This is a genomic window from Allomesorhizobium camelthorni (assembly GCF_011045125.1).
GTDB lineage: Bacteria > Pseudomonadota > Alphaproteobacteria > Rhizobiales > Rhizobiaceae > Allomesorhizobium > Allomesorhizobium camelthorni.
Genome location: NZ_JAAKZF010000099.1, coordinates 1 through 16,904, shown reverse-complemented (window position 1 = coordinate 16,904; position 16,904 = coordinate 1). Strand labels below are relative to the sequence as shown.

General features: G+C 58.7%; 15 protein-coding genes and 2 pseudogenes. 10 read left to right on the top strand and 7 right to left on the bottom strand.

The features are described 5' to 3' along the window. Window positions 1-248: 248 nt before the first annotated feature. The 3 genes and pseudogenes from G6N73_RS31085 to G6N73_RS37465 form a co-directional block, all read right to left on the bottom strand. Complete coding sequence (locus G6N73_RS31085; protein ID WP_165033793.1) at window positions 249-491, bottom strand: DUF2188 domain-containing protein; 243 nt, start codon at window positions 489-491, stop codon at window positions 249-251. Window positions 492-962: 471 nt separating this feature from the next. Next, the gene (locus G6N73_RS31080) at window positions 963-1,667 is read right to left on the bottom strand and encodes an IS6 family transposase (RefSeq protein ID WP_165033794.1); all 705 of its coding nucleotides are present in this window, start codon (window positions 1,665-1,667) and stop codon (window positions 963-965) included. A gap of 51 nt (window positions 1,668-1,718) precedes the next feature. Next, window positions 1,719-2,257 (bottom strand): annotated as a pseudogene (locus G6N73_RS37465) (Mu transposase C-terminal domain-containing protein); the annotation flags it as partial. 82 nt (window positions 2,258-2,339) lie between these two features. Here G6N73_RS37465 and G6N73_RS31075 point away from each other — a divergent pair. The 5 genes from G6N73_RS31075 (at window position 2,340) to G6N73_RS31055 (ending at window position 7,942) form a co-directional block, all read left to right on the top strand. Next, on the top strand, window positions 2,340-3,452 hold the full coding sequence (locus G6N73_RS31075; protein WP_165033792.1) for an RHE_PE00001 family protein: 1,113 nt from the start codon (window positions 2,340-2,342) through the stop codon (window positions 3,450-3,452). A 57-nt stretch (window positions 3,453-3,509) separates the two neighbouring features. Continuing rightward, entirely contained in the window at window positions 3,510-4,358 is an 849-nt protein-coding gene (locus G6N73_RS31070; RefSeq protein WP_165033791.1) for a DUF3800 domain-containing protein, read from the top strand. Window positions 4,359-4,524: 166 nt separating this feature from the next. Continuing rightward, a complete protein-coding gene (locus G6N73_RS31065) occupies window positions 4,525-5,997 on the top strand; it encodes a Shedu immune nuclease family protein (protein ID WP_165033790.1) in 1,473 nt (490 codons plus the stop codon). Window positions 5,998-6,049: 52 nt separating this feature from the next. Then, window positions 6,050-7,081: a PIN domain-containing protein gene (locus G6N73_RS31060; protein ID WP_165033789.1), complete on the top strand. Its 1,032-nt coding sequence runs from the start codon at window positions 6,050-6,052 to the stop codon at window positions 7,079-7,081. Window positions 7,082-7,216: 135 nt separating this feature from the next. Further along, complete coding sequence (locus tag G6N73_RS31055; protein WP_165033788.1) at window positions 7,217-7,942, top strand: AbiU2 domain-containing protein; 726 nt, start codon at window positions 7,217-7,219, stop codon at window positions 7,940-7,942. 203 nt (window positions 7,943-8,145) lie between these two features. Here G6N73_RS31055 and G6N73_RS31050 read toward each other — a convergent pair whose 3' ends face one another. The 3 genes from G6N73_RS31050 to G6N73_RS31040 are packed head-to-tail and all read right to left on the bottom strand — an operon-like array spanning window position 8,146 to window position 10,891. Continuing rightward, window positions 8,146-9,180: a CBASS cGAMP-activated phospholipase gene (locus tag G6N73_RS31050; RefSeq protein WP_165033787.1), complete on the bottom strand. Its 1,035-nt coding sequence runs from the start codon at window positions 9,178-9,180 to the stop codon at window positions 8,146-8,148. Next, a complete protein-coding gene (locus G6N73_RS31045) occupies window positions 9,177-9,632 on the bottom strand; it encodes a type II CBASS E2 protein (RefSeq protein WP_165033786.1) in 456 nt (151 codons plus the stop codon). The genes G6N73_RS31050 and G6N73_RS31045 overlap by 4 nt, the downstream gene beginning before the upstream one ends. Next, entirely contained in the window at window positions 9,632-10,891 is a 1,260-nt protein-coding gene (locus tag G6N73_RS31040; protein ID WP_165033785.1) for a nucleotidyltransferase domain-containing protein, read from the bottom strand. The genes G6N73_RS31045 and G6N73_RS31040 overlap by 1 nt, the downstream gene beginning before the upstream one ends. 211 nt (window positions 10,892-11,102) lie before the next feature. Here G6N73_RS31040 and G6N73_RS31035 point away from each other — a divergent pair, with 211 nt between their 5' ends. From G6N73_RS31035 to G6N73_RS31020, 4 genes are all read left to right on the top strand, one after another. Then, the gene (locus tag G6N73_RS31035) at window positions 11,103-11,423 is read left to right on the top strand and encodes a helix-turn-helix domain-containing protein (protein ID WP_165033784.1); all 321 of its coding nucleotides are present in this window, start codon (window positions 11,103-11,105) and stop codon (window positions 11,421-11,423) included. Next, window positions 11,420-12,343 carry an ImmA/IrrE family metallo-endopeptidase gene (locus tag G6N73_RS31030; RefSeq protein ID WP_165033783.1) on the top strand — a complete coding sequence of 308 codons (924 nt, stop codon included), beginning with the start codon at window positions 11,420-11,422 and terminating at the stop codon, window positions 12,341-12,343. The genes G6N73_RS31035 and G6N73_RS31030 overlap by 4 nt, the downstream gene beginning before the upstream one ends. A gap of 97 nt (window positions 12,344-12,440) precedes the next feature. Beyond that, entirely contained in the window at window positions 12,441-12,923 is a 483-nt protein-coding gene (gene greA, locus G6N73_RS31025; RefSeq protein ID WP_165033782.1) for a transcription elongation factor GreA, read from the top strand. A 194-nt stretch (window positions 12,924-13,117) separates the two neighbouring features. Beyond that, window positions 13,118-14,059: an MYG1 family protein gene (locus G6N73_RS31020; RefSeq protein ID WP_165033781.1), complete on the top strand. Its 942-nt coding sequence runs from the start codon at window positions 13,118-13,120 to the stop codon at window positions 14,057-14,059. 77 nt (window positions 14,060-14,136) lie between these two features. On the opposite strand, the gene G6N73_RS31015 is transcribed toward G6N73_RS31020, so the two are convergent. Further along, window positions 14,137-15,549, bottom strand: a complete 1,413-nt coding sequence (locus tag G6N73_RS31015; RefSeq protein WP_165033780.1) for a DUF4365 domain-containing protein — start codon at window positions 15,547-15,549, stop codon at window positions 14,137-14,139. Here G6N73_RS31015 and G6N73_RS31010 point away from each other — a divergent pair. After that, a pseudogene (locus tag G6N73_RS31010) lies at window positions 15,524-16,882 on the top strand (strawberry notch C-terminal domain-containing protein); the annotation flags it as partial. The gene G6N73_RS31015 and the pseudogene G6N73_RS31010 sit on opposite strands and share 26 nt — an antisense overlap. Window positions 16,883-16,904 lie beyond the last annotated feature (22 nt).

The following is a 16,904-nucleotide window of genomic DNA, read 5'->3' as shown; positions in this document are numbered from 1 at the left end:
AAACCGTCTGACCCCCAACAGCCACGCCAAATCCTAATGGCCGCTCGCTCGCTACGGCGCTATCGAAAGGCGCGCTTCGCGAGCGGCGTCCGCCGCGCCAGACTGGCCTGGCTTTACTCCGCCCCACTGGCCTGGATTCCCACCGCCGTTGACACTCTCGAAAGGTTTTCGATCCACGTTGATGGGCTGGCCGATCAAAATTATCTGTGAATCGTCGGGCTGTCGTCCACGGCAGTTACGCAGACGCACTACCGGCGGGAAACTTCTGCCTCAGGGCGGTCACCGCCTTGTGATACTTCCTCGTGCCAATTCCCTTGTGCGTCCTGATACTCGATGCCGTCGGTCTGACCGGCGACTTGCTGCTCCGCGGCAGCGCTCTTGGCGCCCTTCAAAGCGGCATCCCGTGTCGGGAACGTCTCCGAGAACACGGCGCCAAGCTTGTACGCCCAGCCGCCATCGTGCTCCACAATCCCGTAAATCAATTTCGTCATGACAGTCTCCGTCTGGTGGCGCTGATCGCGCATGATGTATTGAACACAAGATAGCCCATTGCGTCGCCATGCGCTCTAGCTTCCCGCGAGAGGTCGTCCACAAAGCCCGCTTGCTCGACACGGACCGGTGGCCTCCGCCGGCATGGCGGCGCTTGGACAGGATTGCTGCAAGCTGAAGGTGGACTGGAGGTCGATGCGAACGTGGGTGCATGGGGCTTGGCGTGGTGCCTTACGTTCGTCGCCCTCGAGGCGATCCAGGCGAATGAGGGCCACGTCGACCGTTCGTCGGCTAGCTTGGCCGGCCTCGCGATCTATCTCGCTGGTGCGATGTTGACTGCCGCCAGGAGCTTGGAAGCGGCGCGGCGCAGAGAGAAAGTCATGAGCACGGCCGGATGACTCTTCGCGTCAGATGTTTCCGTAGTGCTGTCACGTTATTTGAGGTGCGGGCGCGCAAGTTCCCGCTGTGGCTTTTCAGGCAAGCTGATGAGCAACGACCTTCCATTCTGCCGCGGCTTTGAGGCGATGATTTCGGGTCTGGGTGGAGGACCTGTGTGCTCTGGCTGGAACGAAGAAATTGCGGACTGCGGAGAAGACCGAAACGAACTGCTGCAGTGAACCAATCGATCGGAAGCCCTGTCGCGTCCGCTCTCGTTTTCGGAACGGAAGGTGGGAATTCTCCGCCCGGTTGTTCAATCCTTTGTGCGATCGGTGTTCCACGTTCGGCATGACCTGGCGTCTTGCCACCCCGTAGGAGCGCAATTTGTCGGTGATCATCCGCTTTGGCGCGATTCCCTGTTTCTTCAGAAGCCGCATCAGCAAGCGCCTGGCAGCCTTGGTGTTGCGGCGCGTCTGGACGATCTCGTCGAGCACATAGCCCTCTTGATCGACTGCTCGCCACAGCCAGCATTTCTGACCGTTGATGCGCACCACGACTTCATCGAGATGCCATATATCGTCCTTCGCCGGCGCCTTCCGACGTAAACGACGCGCATAGTTGGGTCCATGCTTCCTGCACCATCGGCGGATGGTCTCGTAGGAAACGACGATGCCGCGTTCGAGCAGCATTTCCTCGACGTCGCGCAGGCTCAGACTGAACCGGAAATACAGCCAGACAGCGCGTGCCACGATCTCGATCGGGTAACGGTGGTTCTTGTACGTCGGCGCGATCCTGATCATGCCCCGCAACTAACTCAAGATCCTTGCCGAAGAAACAATGTGACAGCACCCAGTCGGCATGTGATCGATCTGACAGACGTCGAGCGGGCACGGGGCATGGATATAGCCCGGACGCGGCCTGAGCCGACGAAGGTGCTTCGGATTCGCCGATCGTTTCTTGGCGATCTCTTCCGGCGTGAACAATGCCGGGATGCGCCGCGCGACAGTGATATAGGACGGCGGCAAAAGGCCAGCCTCCTCGCAGTGCGCACGGATTTCGCCAACGACAGGGCGAGCGGCGGCGCTTCCAGAACCAGCCACTGCTCACGCAATGTCGCAGCAATGATTTCCTCGATCTTCGACGGCAACCGCTTCCGGCGTATGTTGCCCGTTCTGGGCAAGAGCGCCGTTACTGTTCGATCCTCACAATAGCGCGCCAGGAGATTGTAGATCTGACGGGTCGACAACCGCAGCTCAGCCGCTACGCGAGCAATCGCCGATCGGCGCGGCGCGGAACCATCGAGGACCTTGTCGAGTTCGCTCGCTATCCGCCGCGCCTGCGACCAGTGGTCGGTCGCAGTTCGGGACGCGGCCGACGGCCTCTTTTGCAACAGCTTCTGCAAGGCGGCACCCCATGATTGAAATTCTTAGTGAGAAATCAGTCGCGCAATACCACCCAAAGCCAACGCGGATATGACATTCTCAGGATTGAAATCCGTAAGTAAAAGCCACACAGAAGATCAGCTGGCCCGGCTCGACGAGAGGACGCGGCGTAGTCCGGTTGGCGCCGGCTTTGTCGAGCGAGGGCATTTCTTCGACTCGGCCGCCAGCATGTGGGTTTCCGGTGAACTCGTCCACGTCGAGGATCTCGTTCTCCACGACGCGCATATGGACGTTCGGACTCCGACCCACGAACTCGTCATTGCGCACTCTATCCTGCGAGCGCGCCGCCGGATCGCGGCTTCCGATTCAGGCTGGGCGCTGAGCGATGCCGGCATCTCCGCGCTGCGTGGGCGACCGGTCGATGCGGTCGCGGAGAGGGAAGGGGAGGGGACCATCGATGATGATGATGCCGTCCGAGCGCCGGACGCCGATACCGAGTCTGCTGATGACGCGTTTGCTCAGCATTTTGCGGATATTGATGCCGTGCTCGCCCGCTCCGAACGGCTGTTGACGGAACATGGCGCGAAGACGGCGCTGCAGCCACCGACGAGGGTAGAGCCCAGCGGACGCGACCCACTCATCTACGACCAGGATTGGGACGAAGCAGAGCGACTTTCCCGCTGGCGAGATACGATTTCTGAAGCCGACGCTCTCCCGGCGTCACTCGGGGCAGCCGTTCTATGGGACGCTTGGGAAACCCTCGAACCCCTTCAGCGCCAGCATTGGCTGGGCTCCATTCTCGTCGGCTCGTATCTCCGATCGAGGGGCAAGGTCGCCAGTCATCTCCTCGCATTCAACGTTGGTTTGAAGGCAATCTCCCGAGAGAGGCGGCGTTCGCCGATCCATACGACCAGGCTCATCGCGTTCCTTGATGCCCTGTCGAGCGCGGCGGAAGCCGGAATGAAGGAACTCGATCGCCTCGGCCAAGCAAAGGATCAGATGGAGCGTCGCCTGAGGAATCGCCGATCATCGAGCAGCCTTCCCGATGTTCTTGAGCTCGTCCTCTCGCGTCCGATAGTTTCCGCGGCAATGATCTCGAAAGCCGCAAAGGTCACACCACGCGGAGCGCTCAACCTTGTTAGCGAACTGGGCGTTCGCGAAATAACTGGCCGAGGACGGTATAGAGGCTGGGGCGTGTTGTGATCGCCGACATGCAGGTGGCTATGCAAGGACGCGTCTTTCCCGCAGGTTCCGAATCGAATGAAAGAGCAAAGCGTCCGCATGTCTGAAACAGAAATCCATCTCTACATCGATGACAGCGGAAGCCGCTATCCCGACAGAGCTCCCAAGGAGACGCGTCGCGACGAGATGGACTATTTCGCGCTCGGTGGAGTTCTTATCAACGAAGAGGACGTCGATGAGGTCTTTGCCAAGCACAAGGCATTCTGTGATGCCTACAGCATAGATTATCCGCTTCATTCATGGGCGATCAGGGGAGGGCGTGAGGATTTCGGCTGGTTGAAAAAGCCGGAGTCCGCATTCGCTTTTTTGACCGACCTTGAAAAGATGCTGGTCAGCCTGCCGATCGTTGGTATTGCCGCGGTGATCGACCGGCCGGGATACGTCGCACGATACAAGGAGAGGTACCAGGACCGATTGTGGCTCATGTGCAAGACCGCCTACTCGATCTTGATCGAGCGCGCCGCAAAATATGCCAGAAACCAAAATCGAAAGCTGAGAGTCTTCTTCGAGCGCGCCGGCAAAGCTGAGGACAGGGATCTGATCGCTTACGCTCGATCGCTGAAAAAGGACGGCATGCCTTTCGACGAGAATAACTCGGCCGCCTACGCGTCGCTACGTGCTGAAGACTTCAGGGAGATCGTAAGGGGTGAGCCGCGGGGCCGCACGAAAGCCACGCCGATGATTCAGATCGCTGACTTAGTGCTCTATCCCATGGCGAAGGGTGGATACGATCCCTCGTACCGACCATATAAGGTGCTGTTGGACAACAAGCGCCTTATAGACGCGTTTCTTGCGCCGGAAGATCGGGCAAATTTGGGTATCAAATACAGCTGCTTTGACCGGACAAAAGAAAAAGGCCCGGATTAACCGAGCCTTTTATGAAATGTTCGGCTGGCGCTGAGCGCCAACCCCGGAGCGTTGCTCACACTCTTATTATGGGGTCTGGCGTTGGAAATTTCAACCCACTTCGAAGCGCGGCTTAGCGCGGGTTCACTTCGTCATCCCGGCTTGTATATGTAGTCGGAAAAGGGGGATGCCTGTGACCGCACGTTCAGGGGACGAGGATACCTATAGTGGCAAGCCGATCGATGCGGGGACACATCCCGAGGACGGCTCGTTCCTGACCTTGGAGACCATTCCGGACGGAAAAACGCAGTATCTCAGCTACCATATCAGCGAGAAGGCGTACGACAGGGCGAAAGCAGCAGGCGCCGACCTCGAACAAGTCGATGAATCGGAGCCTCCGCCCCTGCTGGCAGAGTACTGCTACTCAACCCGTGTCTTGACGACCTATCCTGTCTGGCTTCGATCGAACCAAGGGAATTTCCTCAGGCGAAAGTACGGGACCATAGCCAGGATCTCGTTCGAGGATCGGGGGCATATGGAGGTCGACACCGGTTTCGGGATGTTCTTTGACCTGCCGACCGGATTCCACCGCAAGCCTTTTGAAGGTTTTGGTGTCGACCCGCGCATCAAGTACCTGATCGACGCATTCCGCAACCTCCCTGGGATCGTTGGGGTGACGATTTGCGATGACGATACGATCTCCGTCGACGGGGAGGAGGTGCGCCTCCCTGCGCTTGTCTTCGACGACGCCCGGCTCGACATTACGCGTGCTCACGACGCTGCGAGAGACTTCGCGAACGGTGAGAAGATGGCCTACCTCAAAAACCGATTTCTGCCCTATATCGTCCCCGGGTACGAACCCACTGAGTTCGAGCGGCCGGGTATCGATCTTCGGGACACCGTACGAACCGCCTTGATGAAGAAGGGTGTTCCGCGGTCGCGCAATTCTAACAATAGTGCTGCGGTCAGAACGGTTATCCGAGAGGTCGATGAGATCGCCAAGGACGATCCCGTGCAGTTGTTCGAACTGAGCGAGAAGATCGAGCTCGTCTCGCTGCAGGTCTTGATCGACGCCATGACCAGGGCGATGTCGGTCGGTCATCTGGAAGGATTCTGGCAGAAGTTCTTCAAGGCCAACCAGTTCGTGTTCAAGTTGCTATTTGGGTTACCGGTAGTGATGTACGTCGACCAAGCATCCGTAGGTGGTATGGGACACCACAGGCATGGCGAAAAATATGCCGACTTCCTGGTAGAGGCGGGCGCATCGGGAAATCTTGCAATCGTGGAGATTAAGGCACCAGGTACGCCGCTAATGCACCCGCAGGCCTATCGGGACCCGACTCTGTATCGGCCACACAAGGACCTCGCCGGTGGCGTGAACCGGGTACTTGAGCAGCGCTACAACCTTGTCGCAAACATCCATACCAAACGGTCAATCGACGACAACATACGGATCAACGCTTGGTCCGTTCCGTGCTTCCTCATCATTGGCACCAGCCCGGAAGACAAGTGGCTGAGGCAGTCGTTCGAACTGTTCAGAGGAAATCAGCGCGAAGTCGTCGTCATCACTTTCGACGAACTGCTCGGCAAATTGAAGGCCTTGCACGAATTCCTTTCGACAAAACCTCCTGAGGCCGACCCTAACGACGGCCTTGTCTGATTTAGGTTAGGCCGTCTGTCACCGGAAGCGGAAAGCGCAGCCAGGTTAAGCAATGACGATACGCATCCTCATAGACACCAGCGTCTGGTTGGACATCTTAAAGGACGCCCGTCTCGATCCGGTGCTCACCGCAATCGAGGACCTGGTCGCTGTCGAGGCCATTTCGCTGATCATGCCGGAACAGATCGTGTTCGAGTTCGACAGAAACAAGGACAGGGTCAAAGACGCCAGAAAGACCACGCTCGTCGCGACCGTGAGGCGTTTTCGCGATGCGCTTTCACAAATCGACAGCGAGGCCGAGCGTGACCAGGCACTGCAGGCCGTCAGCGCCATCGACCACAAGCTGGCACTCACCGCAGACACCGGCGAGAAGGTGATAGCGCGTATCATGGTGTTGATGGCGAAGGCGCCTGTGGTCGCCGCGACTGACAGCGTCAAGCTGAAGGCCGCTGACCGATCGCTCAGGCGGGTGGCGCCGTGCCACCAGACCAAGAACAGCATCGCCGACGCGATAATCCTCGAGTCCTATCTCGAGGCAATGGCAGCAGATGGCGATCCGGATGCTCAATTCGTCTTCGTCACGACCAACACCAACGATTTCTCCGCAGCTGCCGGCGACAAGCGGACGCCCCATCCCGATCTCGAACCGCTCTTCGCCGCCCAGAGGTCCACCTACTCGACCCAGATCACCGACGTGATCCGCAATGTCGACGAGAGCAGCCTCGACGAGTACATCTTCGGAGATGACTTCTATGAAGAGCCTCGGATGTTGTCCGAATTGCTCGAAGCTGAGCATTTGTTATCCCGGCAGGTTTGGTACAATCGTCACCACGATCTAAGGCGTCGGGTCAGCTCCGGTGAGACCAAATTGGTTGATGCGATCGACCTGACGCAGAGGCCAATCACATCCCTGATGACGCGTGACACGTGGGCGGCAGCGCTCGAGACAGCCAAGCGGACCGAGGACGAAGTTGGGTTGGAGAACCTTGGTCCTTGGGACGATTTCGAGTGGGGCATGCTCAACGGTAAACTCTCGGCGTTGCGCTGGGTGCTCGGCAACGAGTGGGACATGCTGGACACGTGACGCGATGAGGATGCTAGTTGCAGGCGCAGCGGCCTTTTGCATCCTTGTGGACGCCGGTGTTCAGCCAAGTTTCGAATTCTAATAGAGGTCGAGGTGGCCGGAAGCCAGAAGAGGAAAGCGAAGCGCGCCAATCCGGTGTCGGTTGCCGACGCCATGTCTCGGCTCGATCTCGTGCTGAAGGCCCTCGAAAGTGAGACAAGGAGAGCGATTTGGGCGAAGGCGACGCTTGAGGTCGGAAACGCTATCGTGATGGCCGACTATCACGGCCAAACATTTGATGGTGCCGAATGTTACAATGTGCTTCGCAACAGCACGCAGACGGCTCTAATCCTGTCGCTTTGCAAGCTGTTTGAGAGGCCGCGCGGCCGTCAGGGGCAGTCCGAGGCGACGGCCTTCAACCGAAGCGATCTGGCTTCGGTCCCGGTGTTCCTTCATCTGCTCAGGCAGAAACGTTGCCGAGCAAAACTGGTCGAAAGAGCGTCGGCAGGCTGGAATGGAAATTCGCTCGGTATGTCGAAGACGTGGGAAGGCGATTGCATGGCGGCTCTGCAACGCTGCGACGATGCTGCACGCCGCCTGACGTCGCCTCGTGGCCGGCGCGCAGCGGTCACCTTGGGTGCTTTCCGCGATGACCACGTCGCGCATCTTTACGCCGAACCGCGGGCTTGGAACGCCAATCGCTACAACGAGCTATTTCACCTGCTCGATATTGCGTCGGATCTTGTCTCGCATGCGTCCATTGCGTTTCGCGGGCGCAATCTCGATTTCAAGGAAAGGGAGGAGATCTGGATGGGTGAGGCGCGTGCCTTTTGGAAGCCCGCCCTGGCTGCTGCAACTGCGGCAGATCCATATTCGATCTAACGCGTCAACATTCGGCAGGTTGAGCTGGTCGGGCAATGGCTACGCGAAGAAGTTGGTCACTTGTGATCTTCTGCATCGTGCGCAGATCGATCACTCTCTTCAACGTGCGCTGCGGCAATGGCTCCATCGACAAGTATCGAACCGGAATTGCGTTCCGTCATCATCCCGGACCGGGGTGCTATCGACTGCTGGTATGTGGCGTATCAACAAACGGGACATTTTTCGAACTTGTCGGCATCGTCTAGCAGAAACAGCGACTGCACACGGTGGCCGGACCCTTCAACGAGACTTCGCGCAGTCAGAGGAAGCTCTCGAAGCGACCGACGAGTGTCGTCGAGCTCAATCGGAGTGTCCGTTTCAGGCGGGTCTATCCGAATGACATTGTTCTTCCCGATGAGAAGGTAGGTCTGCCCGAGGGCGTTCTTGGATTGGGCTCGTGCGGCTGCGTTGAACGATCTCATGAACGCCCATGCCTTGGCTCCACCTGAGCGAGCCTTCTCGTCAACCGTAAAGGTCGACTCTCCGGTGCCGATACTGAGCACGCGAATGTTCTCGCGTGGAACATCGTAGCAAGCCAAGGCATCGACCACGGCGTTCATTACCGGATTGTTCGCCCAAATTCCCCCATCAATCATAACGTAGCCGTCGTCATCGACGGCCGGATAGTAAGACGGAGCTGCTGTCGTGTGCAGGGCAACATGGGCGAATTTCTTGTGCCGGTCCTTTTGGTAATCGGGATGGTGGGGTGTCTTGTACAAAAACGGCTCACCATGCAGGCCCTCGAAGCTTGGTATCACAAGGCGCTTGGTCGAAGCATCCAGGACTTTGTCGCCAAAAATCTTGAGAAGCTCGCCTTTGAGGACGGACTGGTCATGCTTGGGTTTGAAAATCCAGCGCGCAAGCTTGGCCAATTTCCGCACGCCGGTGCTGACGGGGAAGATCCGTTCGCCACGTTCGACATAGATGTTCAACGCCTGCTGCGCAGTCATTCCGTGCGCCAACGCCAGCGCGATAATCCCGCCAGTTGAGGTACCAGCGATCATGTCAAAATGATTGGCAATCGATCTCCCACCTAGGAAGCGTCTTTCGATCTCCGCCAAGTAGGCGGCCGGGAAGACGCCGCGAATACCACCTCCGTCAATCGACAGGATGCGAAACAATCGATCCTTCGGCCACGGCAATTTGGTGCGGGTGTGCTGGATCGTCCCATCGGACCGGCGTGGCGGAGAATAGTTCATTGTGTCCGATCCTCTTTTGAGGCGACGCGCGGTTGTCCGGCGTGTCGCCCTCCGCCTGTCCATCTGCCCGTCATCAGCCAGAGTTCGTAGCAGGCGAGCCAATCCAGCGCCCATGGGACCGTGGTTTCCGCAATTCGCATGGAGGCGTCCCATTCGTTGTCCTCGGGGTCAAAAAGACACAGAGTTGGGTCATCAAGAGGCGGGTAGACATGGGGAAGTTGGCCCTCTTCGTTACCTGGGAGCCGAACGAGGACTGGTGCTACTATTCTGACTTCTGGCTGCGTGCCGATCCGATAACGAATCTCGAGCGTGTAGCGGGAGTGTTGCGGCCGCACGTCCCCTACCCAGCGAACTGACTGCGCGCGTCGGTCGATATTTCGTGCGGCGAATTGCGGCCATGTTGTTTTCATGGCCGCAATCTGTTCGCCGACGGATAGCGGAAAGGCAGACATTAGATCTTCTTCCCGAAGAACGTATGCGGCCTGGCGGCTGCTACGGCCGGACTTGCGAGCGGCGCCGCCGCGACGCCGGTGATGATACCGGGTGCCGGGAAGAGGACGCCACCCTTCTTCGAATAGAGCTGCTGCGATTTCTGAATTGCCGAGCCAACTTGGCCAGCAATATTATCCGCAGCCCTGGTCACTACGCGATCACCAAAATTACCGCGCAGCCAGTCCATCATGTCGTCGGGGAACATTTCTCCGCGGCGCATTTGCTCCAGATTGCGAACAAGCGCCCGAAGATGGCGGGCAAATTCATCTTGCTGGGCCACCGACTCTGGCCAGCGATCTGTAAAGACGTCGTCGACGCAGACAGGGTTGGCGACATGCAGCTTGCGCCCGTAGAGCGACGCATTTTCGATGTCGGCGATGATCCAATTCGCAATCCGGATCATCATGGCCGAAAGTGAGGAATTGGGCTGCGCGGCTTGACCGGCGTAGAACGAGAGCATTACGGACGGGGGGATGCGTCCGGCATATCCTACGTACTGAATGTTCCGGTACCGCTTGATGAGCTGAAGGGCCAGGGTAGCCGTGTTCTTGACGATGAAGTGCGTCTGATCAGGGACGTCATCTACTTCCGCATCGGCCTTCGCGGTGTCGTGATACATGTCGCGCCACCGTCGATTGAACTCGCTCGCCATGCGGGCTTCGAGCGGAGTTCTTTCGTCATACCAGCCCGCAAATCCGTAGGCGTTCATGTCCACGAGGCGATCGTCGCTTGAGTGCGCGGGTCCTTTGGCGTCGGTGATGAAGCTCTCCCGATCCCTCGTTCCGTATTCCCGAAGTGCGGGGGTGATGTCCAAATGCATCTTGTCGGCATAGTAGAGCGTGACGCAGCGGGTCTGCCTCCTCACGCGCTGGACTGGATAGTCAGCCAGTGCAGTTTCGAGCGCGCGAAGGATCTCCAACGGTTCCATGGCGCGGAAACGGCCACCCAACTGGGAAACAATGTCGAGATCGAATTCGTCGTCGGTACCACGATTGGAAATCGTGGCGTCGATCGCCATCGAACCCTGTGGGTAGAAATGCTCGATCTGATCGCGGAACGCTACCGTCGCTTCCAGATGGTTCCTGACAGCCTGGTAACGGCCCTTCGCCTTGTCGTGGAGGGAAGGTGGAAGCTGAATGCTCAGCGCGATCTCTGCGAGAATGCGGTCGAGCGGATCGTCAAACGGGTTAATCCCAGAAAATGCGTACTGCGTGTTCAATGTTCTTCTCCATCCCGGGACTCAATCCCGATTGATCGTGGGTCACCATGCCATCCTCCCCTGAGCCAGTAGGTTCACTATGATCTGATTCAAAATGTCGCTACTCCGAACATAAATGGGCGGCTTGAATGCTGCTGTCAAGGGCCCTAAAATTAGCCTAGTCCGAACTTGTGGATAATAGGCTTGAAACAACCTTTACGGTGGGTTTGAAATGAAATTTGGCACCCGGATCAAAGAACTGCGCACGCAGAAGGGTCTAACGTTGGACCAGCTCGCTCAGGAAACAGGTTCCGCCAAAAGCTATATCTGGGAACTCGAAAACAAGAATCCACCACGCCCGTCGGCAGAGAAACTTGCGGCAATCGCCTCGGCGTTGGGCGTCACCGTGGACTATCTGATTGGTTCGGATGAACAGACCCTGGAAAAGGCAGAGGACACTGCTTTCTACCGGGAATATAGTAGCCTTCCAGAAGATACGCGTCGGCAGATTCGCGAGATGGCCAAAATCCTGGGGACCAAAAAGGCGAAATGATCGAAGTTGAGCGTCCCCGTCCTCTGAAAGAGGCTGCTCGCATCACCCAAATGCTGGATCTTGTCCTCGGGGCGGATCGTTTCGACCGAGGCCCTGTAGCCATTGCTCAACTCGCACGGGAATATTCGGCAAAGATCGAACCTAATGGGCCGATTCATGAGGTGGTGGCGCGTGATCTCCGAGGGTGCGTTGGTGCGCTCGTCTACAGCGAAACACAGCCGCGCCAATGGGCAATAATGTATCACGCCAACCAATCTGCGGGCAGACGAGCGTTTACGATTGGACATGAGCTTGGACATTATGTCCTTCATCGGCGAACCATCGAGCAGGACAGCACCTACGATCACGGAATTTATTGCGACGAGAATAGTGTTGTTCGCCGCAATGGTTCCGGAATCGAAAAGGAGGCGGACGAATTCGCCGCGGCGCTTTTGATGCCGTTTCATGATTTTCGGAAACAGCTCCCGGCGAAAGAACGCCCGGACTTTGAGGCGCTTGGCCGAATCGCAAAACGTTATGGGGTTTCGTTGACTGCCACGATTCTCCGTTGGCTCGAATACACGGACACCAGGGCGATCATGATCGTGTCGAACGAAGGATTCGCACACTGGGCGAAATCGAGTGGCCCGGCATTCAAGACAGGCCGATATCTCAAGACGAAGGACACAGTCTTTGAGTTGCCACAGCAGGCGTTTGCTTCGCGCCGAGACTATTCGGACGCAGCGGTGGTCGGAACAATGCAGGCCGCGAATGTCTGGTTTCCGGAACCGGCCTTCGAAATGTGTTTCCGGTCGGACCGATATGATCAGGAGATAACGCTTCTCCACTTCGAAGGCGAAGGCCCGCGACACCAGGGGGAGGAGGAAACTCCCGATACATTCGACCGCTTTATTCAGAACGGTCAGTTCCCGTCTCGATGACTAAAAGCGATGCAATCGTTCTTGGGTGAGCCCATATACGGATACTCAGAGGAGCACCGTGTGGGACAATTCTGACCCCGTCCAAGGGATTTCGAGATTGAGTGTTGCTTTCACCAAAGAAGACAGTGCCGAAACCGCCTCGGAAACTGTGCTGCTTGCCCGCGCGATTTCCGGAGAACCAAACCTTGTCACGGAAGCGGGACTGCAGGCTCTGGATTTGCAGCTCAATCAAGCGCGACAGGCCTACGAAGCTGCCAGCACAATTGACGATGTCAATGAACGGCGCCGGCAAGCAGCGATCCCGTTGCGCGATCTGCGCTACTTCGCGGAACGCGTCCGCACAGCCCAGCTTGTTCCTGCCCCAACCTCGACGGAAAAGGTTGCCTTCGGAAACACTGTGAGCTTCCGTCGAGAAGACGGCCGGCTGCAGAAATATCGAATCGTGGGGGAGGACGAAGCAGATCCCAAGGTCGGATCAATCTCCTACGTATCTCCCCTAGCGCGGCTTCTTATGGGCAAAGCCATTGGGGATGTCGTGAGCGTCGGCGACAGGGAGATGGAAATATTGACCATCTCCTGAGGCTGACCTTGCCGCCATACAATCCACTGGCTCCGCGGACATTCGCCGACAGCGAAGTTCCCGGCATCGTCGCGGCCGTACTGCTTTCACATACCGATACACCCTAAGGGCGCATGGCGGGTTGAGCTGGTATCGGGCAATGGCTATCTGGTGCCAACCGCGGGTCTTCCGCGAACACAAGGCAACATCCCGACATGATCCCAGAATTCCTCGTCACCCATTCCGGTGGCTTCCATGCCGACGAACTGCTGTCCAGCGTCATCCTGACCAGGCTTTTCCCGCAGGCTCGGCTGATCCGTAGCAGGGCGCCGGAATGGATCACGCCCGACGTGGACCGCATCATCTACGATGTGGGCGGCCTCTACGATGCTGCCGCGCAGGTTTTCGATCATCATCAGCGCGGCGCGCCATTGCGCGAGAACGGCCAACCCTACAGCTCGTTCGGATTGATCTGGAAGCATTATGGCACTGATTATCTTGCTACCTCGGGCCTTCCCGAAGCCCAAATCGAAGCAGTCCACGCCTCGTTCGACAAGAGTTTTGTGCTTCCGATTGATCTGGTGGACAATGGTGCGCTCAGTCCCTCGGGGCCGCTGGCTGGGCTGACGCTGCCGGCTCTGCTGGAAACCTTGAAGCCGGATTTCGACGAGACTGATCCTGCGGCCGAAGATCGCGCGTTCCATGCTGCCCTGACGGTCGCCCGCAGTTTCGTAGAGGCGAGCATTGCCCGCAGCGCCGCAAAATTGCGGGCCGAAGCTATTGTCTATCGGGCCATCGAGGCTGCGGGGCAGGGGCGTATTCTAGAGCTTCCCATGGGCATGCCGTTCCGTCCTGCCATCGTTAAGGCGGGCGCCGATCATCTGCTGTTCGTGGTTCACCCGCGCGACAGGGATTGGTGCCTGACCACGATCCGCCGGTCAGACGAAGGGTTTGAGGTGAGGGCCGATCTTCCTGTGTCCTGGGCCGGGCTGAGCAATGGCGATCTGGAGGCGGCATGTGGTGTGCAAGGCGCGAGCTTCTGCCACAATGGCCGCTTCATCGCCGCCGCCAGGGCCCGCGATGCTGCTCTCGCCATGGCTGAGTTGGCGGTTAGGGAGGCTATTTCCACCGTGGCCAGGTCAATTGGCGGCAGCTGACGCCGGCTCCTGAGCCGAAGGGCCGCAGGAAAGCCACGCCGATGTTTCAGATTAGCGACTTGTCGCTTTACCCGTATTCACGGTTCGGCAATGGCGCCGCTGCGATCGAGATACTCGCCATTCGCGAGGTGGGGGTTCGGAAAGCTCGGTTCAGGCGGCTCTCTTGTGGTAGCCACCCCAATAGGACCCAGGATCGCCATCATTTCGTCCGCGAATCCCATTGTCTCCGTCCCCGACCGCCCGCGAAGCCAGGAGCTCGGCACTTCGTGACGATCGTTGTTCCAGTCCATCAGCCAGCAGATCAGGGGACTGAGTGGAATATCTCGATGGCGGAACAGCACATTGTTCTTTGGCGTATCTTTGAACCTGATTGAGATGTAGTCGCGGAGCGCATGATAATGAATGTTCTGGCGAGCCACTTCGACAGCCGGTTGTTCCGGCCGAGCGCGGTGCCAGTGTGAAAGATGGTAGTAATCGAGATAGGCATTGAAGCTGATCGCGAGGACATCGCTGTATGGTCCGAACCGCGCCTGATCGTCGATAAGATCGAAGCTCGCGTAGACTTCGATCTGGACGTGAGGATGAAGCGACAGAGTCATGTATTGGTTGTCGTGCACCCGCGGCAATCCGACGGCCTGCAGATACTTCACGAACCGGCGCCCATTGGTCGTCAGCGGCGCAATGAACGTCGGATATTCGAGCTTTCCATAGAGAGATTCGCTGATATCGGCCGCGTCTATGAGCGCGATATGATGCCGGGCAAGCAGACTGAAGTAGGTCGAGAAGAAGGGATAGAGCCCCGCCCGGTTGAACGTGTAGGTGATCGGAATCTGGCCATCGCGTTCCCGTACCGTTTTGCGAATCATGTCAGCTAGCAAGCTCGAATGGAACTGAAGCTTGCTGCAGAGCCCCCATAGACCTTCGACGAAAAGGTCGAGCGCCGTCACCTCGACGATGCCATGACCGCTTCCGTCCCGGTGCACCAATTCCTCGAGCTCCTTGCGCAGGGCAGCGTATTGATCGCAGGAATAGACCGTCAGATCAAAGCGCCCATGCAGGTAAGCTTCGAAGGCCTTGTCGAGCTTATTCGTCTTTGAGAACGTGATGCTCACGACACCGTCCTGATCGTGCTGTTCCTCGGAGGACGCGCTGCTTACATCGACCCAATAGACGTTGCCGTCTCCGGGGTGATGGATCAGCAGGAAGAGTGGGATGGACAGCTTGCGCCAGTAGTCCAGATCGTCCTTGTCCGGGTAGAATTTGAATAACGCCTCGGTCTTCGAGCGGATATAGCTCCGGCCCGACTTGACCTGGACGCCGATGATCTTGCCGGTCGGAAATTCCCCCAGTGCAATTTCAATGGTGCCGTCGACGCCAACGTCCTCTTCAATCAGGCTGCGCCAGATCAGGTCCAGCTCGTTGCATGCCTGCTCGACGGCAATGACTCCCGCCCGACCCTGCTTTGCCGGCTGGCGCGCCGATAACGCCATCCAGGGACTCGGACGGACCCATCGCACCAACCAGGCGCAGCCGCCTCTGTTCCGGCCGATGGCCGCCAATGTGAAAGCGGGAAAGCGCTTCCTGTCGACGATTGCGCGGCGGCTCGACACACTGGGTGCGATCACGCGCGGCCAGCGCCAGACCGGCGGGGCAGGGCTGTTCCGGTCCGAGGACAATCTCGAAAGCCCCTATGCGCGTGCGGCGCTCCGCCAGTTCTACTGGCTGCTCCATCAGGGCAAGATCGAGGGCTGTTCGCTTTCGACCTTCGAGGCCGTTACCGGCCTGTCGCTGACCACGGAGGAGGGCGGACTGCGCGACGAGCTGCCTCCGATTACGACCTGGTTGAACCGACTTCTGGCATTGCGCATCGAGACTCAGAACCTGCTGTTCGAGGTGTTCGAGCAGCTGATGACGGCCAAGATTGAAGGCGCCATCGCCGCCGGTACCTATGACAAGGGTCTGGAGACGATCACGGCGGAGAGCATCACCGTCACCGACCGCCGAACGGTCTACACGCATCCGGTCTCAGGCGCTCAGTCGCATGTGCTCACCGTCGCGCGCAAGGACCGCATACGCCCCCTTGGTCTGGCCGATGCGCTGGCCATCGCCCGCGCCGAACCGCAGTCGGTCCTGCTGGTCAACACGCGGTCGAGCCGCGCAGCGATCCAGCTGCCGACGGCAAGCCTGATGCTCGACGATGGCACGGTCGAGCACCGTGTGCGTCTGCTGCGCCCGACCGACGAGCTGCGCTTCGGTCTCGACGCCCTTGCCGAAACCCACTGGCAGCCGGCCGACCGAAAGCTGTTCTGCGAACTCTGGCAGGCGGAAGTGGCCGCCGTCCCGGAATTCACCACCAGCACCTTCCACATCGTCACCGGCCTGCTGCTGCCCATCTGGCGGCGGCTGCCGGATCACGACTGCCAAGTCTACCGGATCCAGACCGATGCCAGCGAACGCATCATCGGCCGCCACATCGCGCCGGCGCTGGTCGCCTCCATGTTGCGCAATCTCGGAATCGACAATGTGCCGACACTGGCGCCGGAGGAGGCCTGGACCGGGCTGGTCGAGGGACGGATCGGACTGCAGCTCTCGGACGGGCTGCTCCTCCGCCGCAGCCGGGTCATGAACGACCATCGCGTCGAGCTGATCGGCTTCACCGACGCGATGGTGCCGCGCCTTAAGGCGCTGGGCCTGATCTCCGAGATCATCTCCTGGAAGCTCAGGCTGTTCATCCCGACGGGCGGGCAAGGCTCCGCCATGCTTGCCTCGCTTCTCGATCGCCACGCGCTGGTCGGCGTGACCGACCGCACGGCGGCGGCTTGAGGGGAGGCGATCATGACCGGCT

What these genes read in the sequence shown, in the direction of transcription:
- G6N73_RS31085 (WP_165033793.1), bottom strand. Translation starts at nt 491, where the DNA reads ATGACGAAATTGATTTACGGGATTGTGGAGCACGATGGCGGCTGGGCG.
- G6N73_RS31080 (WP_165033794.1), bottom strand. Translation starts at nt 1,667, where the DNA reads ATGATCAGGATCGCGCCGACGTACAAGAACCACCGTTACCCGATCGAG.
- G6N73_RS31075 (WP_165033792.1), top strand. Translation starts at nt 2,340, where the DNA reads ATGACATTCTCAGGATTGAAATCCGTAAGTAAAAGCCACACAGAAGAT.
- G6N73_RS31070 (WP_165033791.1), top strand. Translation starts at nt 3,510, where the DNA reads ATGAAAGAGCAAAGCGTCCGCATGTCTGAAACAGAAATCCATCTCTAC.
- G6N73_RS31065 (WP_165033790.1), top strand. Translation starts at nt 4,525, where the DNA reads ATGCCTGTGACCGCACGTTCAGGGGACGAGGATACCTATAGTGGCAAG.
- G6N73_RS31060 (WP_165033789.1), top strand. Translation starts at nt 6,050, where the DNA reads ATGACGATACGCATCCTCATAGACACCAGCGTCTGGTTGGACATCTTA.
- G6N73_RS31050 (WP_165033787.1), bottom strand. Translation starts at nt 9,180, where the DNA reads ATGAACTATTCTCCGCCACGCCGGTCCGATGGGACGATCCAGCACACC.
- G6N73_RS31045 (WP_165033786.1), bottom strand. Translation starts at nt 9,632, where the DNA reads ATGTCTGCCTTTCCGCTATCCGTCGGCGAACAGATTGCGGCCATGAAA.
- G6N73_RS31035 (WP_165033784.1), top strand. Translation starts at nt 11,103, where the DNA reads ATGAAATTTGGCACCCGGATCAAAGAACTGCGCACGCAGAAGGGTCTA.
- G6N73_RS31030 (WP_165033783.1), top strand. Translation starts at nt 11,420, where the DNA reads ATGATCGAAGTTGAGCGTCCCCGTCCTCTGAAAGAGGCTGCTCGCATC.
- G6N73_RS31020 (WP_165033781.1), top strand. Translation starts at nt 13,118, where the DNA reads ATGATCCCAGAATTCCTCGTCACCCATTCCGGTGGCTTCCATGCCGAC.
- G6N73_RS31015 (WP_165033780.1), bottom strand. Translation starts at nt 15,549, where the DNA reads ATGGCGTTATCGGCGCGCCAGCCGGCAAAGCAGGGTCGGGCGGGAGTC.